Origin of the sequence: Halomonas sp. GFAJ-1 (assembly GCF_000236625.2) — a bacterium.
In the GTDB taxonomy this organism is placed as follows: domain Bacteria; phylum Pseudomonadota; class Gammaproteobacteria; order Pseudomonadales; family Halomonadaceae; genus Vreelandella.
Genome location: NZ_AHBC01000062.1, coordinates 1 through 6,955, shown reverse-complemented (window position 1 = coordinate 6,955; position 6,955 = coordinate 1). Strand labels below are relative to the sequence as shown.

At 50.8% G+C, this 6,955-nt stretch carries 8 protein-coding genes; 7 read left to right on the top strand and 1 reads right to left on the bottom strand.

Annotation, left to right across the window (positions count from 1 at the left end):
* Positions 1 to 36 precede the first annotated feature (36 nt).
* Both MOY_RS15960 and MOY_RS15955 read left to right on the top strand, forming a co-directional pair.
* Positions 37 to 513, top strand: a complete 477-nt coding sequence (locus MOY_RS15960; RefSeq protein ID WP_009101823.1) for a LabA-like NYN domain-containing protein — start codon at positions 37 to 39, stop codon at positions 511 to 513.
* 296 nt (positions 514 to 809) lie between these two features.
* The gene (locus tag MOY_RS15955) at positions 810 to 2,117 is read left to right on the top strand and encodes an ATP-grasp domain-containing protein (protein ID WP_009101821.1); all 1,308 of its coding nucleotides are present in this window, start codon (positions 810 to 812) and stop codon (positions 2,115 to 2,117) included.
* 133 nt (positions 2,118 to 2,250) lie between these two features.
* Here MOY_RS15955 and MOY_RS15950 read toward each other — a convergent pair whose 3' ends face one another.
* A complete protein-coding gene (locus MOY_RS15950; RefSeq protein WP_009101819.1) occupies positions 2,251 to 3,216 on the bottom strand; it encodes a zinc ABC transporter substrate-binding protein in 966 nt (321 codons plus the stop codon).
* A gap of 154 nt (positions 3,217 to 3,370) precedes the next feature.
* Between MOY_RS15950 and MOY_RS15945 the strand changes: the two genes are divergently transcribed.
* From MOY_RS15945 to MOY_RS15930, 5 genes are all read left to right on the top strand, one after another.
* Positions 3,371 to 4,093 carry a metal ABC transporter ATP-binding protein gene (locus tag MOY_RS15945; protein ID WP_009101817.1) on the top strand — a complete coding sequence of 241 codons (723 nt, stop codon included), beginning with the start codon at positions 3,371 to 3,373 and terminating at the stop codon, positions 4,091 to 4,093.
* On the top strand, positions 4,083 to 4,886 hold the full coding sequence (locus tag MOY_RS15940; protein WP_009101815.1) for a metal ABC transporter permease: 804 nt from the start codon (positions 4,083 to 4,085) through the stop codon (positions 4,884 to 4,886). The genes MOY_RS15945 and MOY_RS15940 overlap by 11 nt, the downstream gene beginning before the upstream one ends.
* A 68-nt stretch (positions 4,887 to 4,954) precedes the next feature.
* Positions 4,955 to 5,317, top strand: a complete 363-nt coding sequence (locus tag MOY_RS15935; protein ID WP_009101813.1) for a hypothetical protein — start codon at positions 4,955 to 4,957, stop codon at positions 5,315 to 5,317.
* Positions 5,317 to 5,478, top strand: a complete 162-nt coding sequence (locus MOY_RS17060) for a DUF1289 domain-containing protein (protein WP_009101811.1) — start codon at positions 5,317 to 5,319, stop codon at positions 5,476 to 5,478. The genes MOY_RS15935 and MOY_RS17060 overlap by 1 nt, the downstream gene beginning before the upstream one ends.
* 426 nt (positions 5,479 to 5,904) lie before the next feature.
* Entirely contained in the window at positions 5,905 to 6,807 is a 903-nt protein-coding gene (locus MOY_RS15930) for an extracellular catalytic domain type 1 short-chain-length polyhydroxyalkanoate depolymerase (protein ID WP_009101808.1), read from the top strand.
* The last annotated feature ends 148 nt before the right edge of the window (positions 6,808 to 6,955 follow it).

Genomic DNA, 6,955 nt, shown 5'->3' with positions numbered 1-6,955 from the left:
TATAATTACCTTAATATCTTTAAAAAAGGCTAGCTGATGATAAAAGTTGCTATATTTGTTGATATTCAAAATGTTTATTACACCGTCCGAGAAGCGTACGGCAAAAACTTTGATTACAACATGTTTTGGGCCAAGGCCACCGCTAATAGAAGCGTTGTAAACGCTTTTTGCTATGCCATTGATAGAGGTGATCAAAAACAGCGGGAGTTTCAAAACATACTCAGAGCGATCGGCTTTAATGTAAAACTGAAGCCTTTTATACAGCGCTCAGACGGTTCCGCCAAAGGGGATTGGGATGTAGGCATTGCGCTAGACGCCATGGAATACGCCGAACAGGCCGATGTTATTGTGCTGGTATCAGGCGACGGTGACTTTGACCTTTTAGTCAACAAAATTCGTACCAAATATGGTAAGAGAGTCGAGGTGTATGGCGTTCCTCAGTTTACCGCTGCCACACTAACGCATGAGGCCAGTCAGTTTATCGCCATAGATAAAACATTTTTATTAAATTAAATAAACAATGTATTAGCTGTATTAGCTGTAAAACATAGGCCGATTTTTCGACGCAACAACCGTGCCAACTTTCCACAGGGCTTTACCGTTTAATTGCCAACTGTAACGCGCTCGTCTATGTTAGTACTATAACGAGGTTGGTACTGAGAAATGCCTGATTACATCCTGCCCAGCACTGGCTTTCTCGCTCATCTCTAAGTCTCTTTTTCGAAACAATACTGACTGCGGCTTAGTTCACCTGATGCGCCCAATGTTGGTGCAGTCAGTCTGGGTTAACCAGCATAGGAGAACACCGAATGTCGATAACATCAGAAAAGCAATTACCCGAAGCCGTCGCGGCGTGGCGCGACCCTGAAATGGACTCGGTGAAAGGCACCGAAACCCCTAAAGACCCCAACAAAGGCTATATTGCCCTGCTTGGCTGGAGCGTGAATGCGATTAAAGCGGCGCAAAAATTTGACCGCCGCTATGTCGTTGTAGCCCCAGAGTGGGCCGAAGATTTCTGTACCGCTAACAATATTCCCTATATTTCCTGGAATTTTGTGCGACTGAATGATCGTTCCATGGAGATCGCCGAGCGGCTGAAAGCCGAAGGCGTTGACGTTGCCATCCCGCTATTTGAAGAAACCGTGGAATGGTCTGGCGCGATCAACTCTGTCCTTATGGATAGTCCTCGCATGTACGGGCAGTCTATTCTGTTCCGCGATAAGGCGTTGATGAAACGCCGTGCTCAGCTTGGCGGCATCCGCGTTGGGATCTTTGAAGAAGCGCACGAGAAAGAAGATATCGTCCGTTTTATGAAGCGCGTCAACCAGACTCTGCTCAAGCTAGACGGTGATCCAGACGACCCGATTCACGTCAAAGCCTTCGATAAAGCTGGTTGCCTTGGCCACCGAATGATCCGCACGCTGGAAGAAATCGACAACATTCCGGACGAAGAGTATCCGCTGTTGATGGAAAGTCATCTAAGCGGCTGGGAATTTGCCGTTGAAGCCTGGATACACGATGGCAAAATCCAGTTCCTGAACATTTCGGAATACGTAACGCTGGGCTATTCAGTATTCGTACCTGCTACTGCGGAACTCGAAAGCTGGCGTAACGCAATTACCAAGCAGATCGAGCTACTGATCAAAACGTTCGACATTCAGTTTGGCCTGATTCACCCCGAGTACTTCGTGACCGCTGACGGTGAGATGTACTTTGGCGAGGTCGCCTACCGCCCACCCGGTTTCAAAGCCTTCGAACTGATTGAGAAAGCCTATGGTTTCAACGCTTACCAGGCATCCATGCTGGTATTCGACCCGAAAAGTACCAAAGAAGAAGTCGCTGCCTTCTTCCCCAAAGAAGTGGTGGATGCGAAAGGCTACGCCGGTTGCTTTGGTGTGTACCCACGCCGTCGCGTCGTCAGCCAACTGGTAATGCCCCCAGAGTGTGTAGATCACCCCTATTTCGAGTCGCACGAACTGGTCGCACCAACCGAGGAGACGGTGCCTGACCGCTCAGCCTTCGGCACACATTGGGGCTTAGTCTTCTTTTTTGGCGACGATCCCATCGTCATGCGGGATCTGCTCAAAGCCCAAGAGGACTTGGACTTCTACGTTTAGCAATTCGCTTACGTAATACGCTGCACGTTGGGCGCGTCTATCTTTATCAGGGGCATTTTAGCTTTTGATACTGGTAGACGCGCCCTTACTTGTGCCAGTCAGCACACTATTTTCAACGGGTAAGCGAAGGCCTTTACATGGCGTCTGTGCATACCTGGATTTCATCCGCCATCTGGCTAAGCAATGCATCGTAGAGCCCAGCACCGGTCGTCAAACCAGCGCCTATAGGGTCCATTACGCCAATATAGGCATCGGTATCGCCAAAAATATTATTAACGATTTGCGGATTGAATTGCGGTTCACTGAATACACAGTGAATGCCCTGTTGGCTGACGAGTTTCTGCAGCGCCTCAATGCGTGCCGGGCTGGGTGAGGAGGCATCGCCGATCGAAATAGCAACGGCCGCTCTCACATCAAAGGCATTTTCAAAGTACTGATAAGCGTCATGAAAGACAATGAAACGCGTATCTCCACTGTCCGCTAGGCGTTGTTTTATATCGTGTGCAAGTGTATCGAGTTCCTGTTTACTTTGGTCTGCATTTGCAAGGTAGTAATCTGCATTATCAGGGTCCAGTTCTCCCAGCTGCTGCGCGATGGCATCCAGCCAAACACGTGCATTAGCAGGGTCTAGCCAGCCATGGGGATCTTCACCATCATGAGCATGGTCGTGGTCGTGGTCGTGGTCGTGGTCGTGGTCGTGGTCGTGGTCGTGGTCGTGGTCGTGGTCAGCCACATCAAACGTGGCACCTTCACGATATTCAAACCGATTAATCCCAGGCACACGCATTAATTCTAGGTGCTTGGCGTCATCCGCTAAGTTGGTAATCGGCGTCGACAGCCAAGGGGTTAAATCATTGCTCACCCACACCACTAAATCAGCCTCGTCCAACACGGCGGCTTCTGAAGGCCGCAGCGAGTAACCGTGCGGTGATGCGCCGGGCTGGATAAAAAGTTCAGCGGTGCCACGGTCTCCCATTACTTTAGTCACCAGTGAATGCACGGGGGGTATATCCACCGCCACTCTTGGAGCCTCCGCTAAAGCGGCCAGGGAAACAGTTGTTAAGAGTGGCAACGAGCAAAGTACCAAACCATATTTCATCTATTATCTCCTAATTATCAATTAATTAAGTAAAAAATTACTGCTTTTCTGATCATTTACATCGCCGCTGGAGATGCTATGCCTTGCACTTTATATTATGTTATAACATAACAATTTGCGATCAAGCGAGAGTTCCAACCCGATGTCTCCATCGATGAAACTTAGCACTCCCCTCTTGCGCGCTAATCAGCTAAGCGTCCAGATAGGTGGTCAGCAAATTCTTGAAGACATCAATTTGGCGCTGCACCGTGAAGAAATCGTGACGCTTATTGGCCCTAATGGGTCTGGCAAATCGACACTGGTGAAAACATTAATCGGCGCTATTAAGCCGACGGCAGGCAGCGTTTCCATCGATGCTAAACGACGTATAGGCTATGTACCTCAACGGCTCCACCTGGATCCGACGTTGCCCATGACTGTGTCTCGTTTTATGAATCTCCCACACCACCATCAACGGATCGATGTGCAGCAAGCATTAGCTAATGCTGGGGTTGAAACACTGGGCAAAGCCGCTATGAGCCAGTTATCTGGAGGGCAATTTCAACGGGTGCTACTGGCCCGAGCACTGATCTCAAAACCCGACATCTTGATACTCGACGAGGCAACGCAAGGCTTGGATCATCGGGGCACTGCTGACTTCTACAAAAAAATTGAAGAAGTGCGCCAGACTTATCGTTGTGCCGTATTGATGGTGAGCCATGACTTGCATGTGGTCATGCGCACCGCTGATCATGTGCTCTGTTTGAACCGCCGCATTTGTTGTGAAGGCAAACCCGAGCGTGTTGCCTCCTCCCCGGACTATCAAGCCTTATTCGGTGACCAGACAGCCCAGACGTTAGCCGTCTACCAACATAAGGAAGCGGCTCATGCTGGATGATTTCATGTGGCGCGCGGCGCTCGCCGGTGTGTTTGTGGGGCTTGCGGCAGCTCCGCTCGGCTGCTTTGTGGTGTGGCGGCGCATGGCGTATTTCGGCGATGCCACAGCGCACGCTGCTATTCTGGGCGTTGCAATGGCATTAATGTTTAATCTATCCATTTTTGCAGGCGTTTTAATCGTTTCCCTTACCATGGCAGCCAGCGTAACGATGCTCAGCGGACGCGGCTATGCGATGGATACCCTGCTAGGCGTGATGGCACACTCAGCCCTAGCAGTTGGATTAGTCGCCGTTTCGTTTATCTCAGGCATCCGCGTGGACCTCAATGCGTATTTGTTCGGCGATATACTGGCCGTGGGCAAAGATGATTTATGGATCATCGGGGGCGGCACCTTACTGGTGCTAGGGTTGCTATTTTGGCGTTGGTCAGCCCTATTAACCGCCACGCTCAGCGATGAATTGGCACATGCTAGCGGCATTCAGCCACGCAGAGAGCAGTTGGCACTTACACTCTCTCTCGCGGTGGTGGTCGCCGTGGCACTCAAGGTAGTGGGCGCACTGCTAATTGCTGCGTTGTTAATCATCCCAGCGGCTACCGCCAGACCTTTTTGCCGCACGCCGGAAATAATGGCCCTGGTGGCGGCCGCTATCGCAACGCTGTCGGTAACATCGGGCCTCAAGGCCGCTTATTTTTTTGACACCCCGACCGGGCCAACGATTGTCACCTTAGCCGCTGCCTTGTTTCTATTATCAACAATTGCCAACCAAGGTTGGCAATACATAAGACAGCGTTAGCCACCCGGGATGAACATCGACGTACTGCCGATATCTCCTCGAGCCGTGCTTAACATGGAGAAACGGTTATGACTGCCAAAGAACACGGCAAGATAGAACGAAAACTTGTTGCAACCCTGACACACGCCTGTGAAAAAGCGAAGTATCAACTGCCCGGATTTGAATGGCTGACCCATCGCGTCGACTACCAACATTTCCCTCAAAGTTTAGTAGTAACCTGGGTCTTCGACACCAGTGCAAACCTTTCAAAAGCGCTCAATAGCAATGCCAAGCAGCTAATGCTGGAACTAACGGCTACGGTGTTATACGAGTCGGACATCGTCATCGACGACATTGCTCAGCACGTCGATTTTGACAGCGAGCAAGCGTGCCTTCGCACACATAACGGTGATTGGAAACGCCGGCTACGTCTCACAACGACGAGGCATTGATGGCTAAGAAAATCGAAAGCCCCTGTTTGTCCACCTGTCAGCTCAAGGGCGGGCTATGCACCAGCTGTGGCCGTAGCGTTGAAGAGATACGTCAGTGGAAATCCATGAAACGTCCTGAAAAAGTGACGGCCCTAAAGCGCGCTAATCAACGACGCAAATAGCTAAATAGCTGTAAAAATCACAAATGAAACGCATGGGGGACGGCACTAACCTAGGGTTTATATAGGGTAATAGGGCTATTACTTGGATTTTGCTGCGCTATTCATCACTGCCATATTCTTTCTAAGCCACCATAAAGCGACTATGTTTGCGCAATCGCCCACCAATCAAACTCCATTAGGCCCTCTTCAGGTAACTTCAGGCGAAAGTGAAAAAGAAGGGCTTCAATCTGTGCCCAACCATTATAAGAGACTTCATAACGTCCGGCCATGACTGTGCACAGCTATTGCACAGGCAAATTTAGCAGATTTAACTACTCATACACCCACTAAAAATAACTTCTGAAAGACCCCCATTACGTTCGCAAGCGCACAGTACGTGCGTGCATTAAGGCGCATCCTAAGGTTTTGCATGGCAAAGGAGACCATATGGCGTCATCTTCAGTTAGCTACAGCCGTCTAACCAACTTGAATGAATTCGGCAATAACCCCGGGTCGTTGCACGCGGATATCTATATCCCCAAGAACTTTTCCAAGAACGGACCGCTCGTTGTCGTGCTACACGGCAGCACTCAGTCGGCAGAGGGCTATGACCGCGGTTCAGGCTGGTCAGAACTCGCCGACGAATGCGGGATAGCGCTCCTGTATCCCGGACAAAGAAAAACCAATAACCCCCTTAGTAGCTTCAACTGGTTCAAGTCTGGCGACACCCGCCGTGGCAGCGGCGAACCACTCTCTATCTTTCATATGATTGAGCAGGTCGTTGAGGATCACGCCATCGACCCGCTGCGCGTATTTATCACGGGGATGTCCTCAGGAGGCGCCATGGCATCTGTCATGCTGGCAACCTACCCAGAGGTGTTTGCGGGAGGCGCGATCATCGCCGGGTTACCCTACCGAAGCGCGGACAACCTGATGGAAGCGATGGTGCGCATGAAAGGGGTTGGTGGTCCGTCAGACAGTAGGCTCAACTCCCTTGTGCGCGGCGCCTCGACCTTCGAAGGCCCCTGGCCAACGATTTCGGTTTGGCATGGCGGCAGTGATTCAACTGTCGACAACGCTAATGCCGACGCCATCGTCCGGCAGTGGCAGGCTATTCACCAGGTTGAAGGCCCACCGACACGGGTCGAAGACGTCGTCGGCTTCCCTCGGCTGGTCTGGTGCAACGAGGCGGGGCAGGAGGGCATCGAAGAGTACATCATCGGAGGTATGGGTCACGGCACGCCTATCATGGCCAGTGGCGAGAAGGGGCTTGGGGAAGAAGACAAGTACATGCTGGAAGTCGGCATTTCCTCAATCCGTCACATAGCATATTTCTGGGGACTTTCTTGATTTGTGGGGGCTTACTTAACAGAGGAGGTGTGCTGGATAACCATTAAAGTTTGCTAACAACTTGGCGTGATAGGCAAATAGCTCCTACGTTATTGAAAAGACAACGGAGAAAAAATGATGGAAGCTCTTGCGAGAAAGCTGGGCCTCA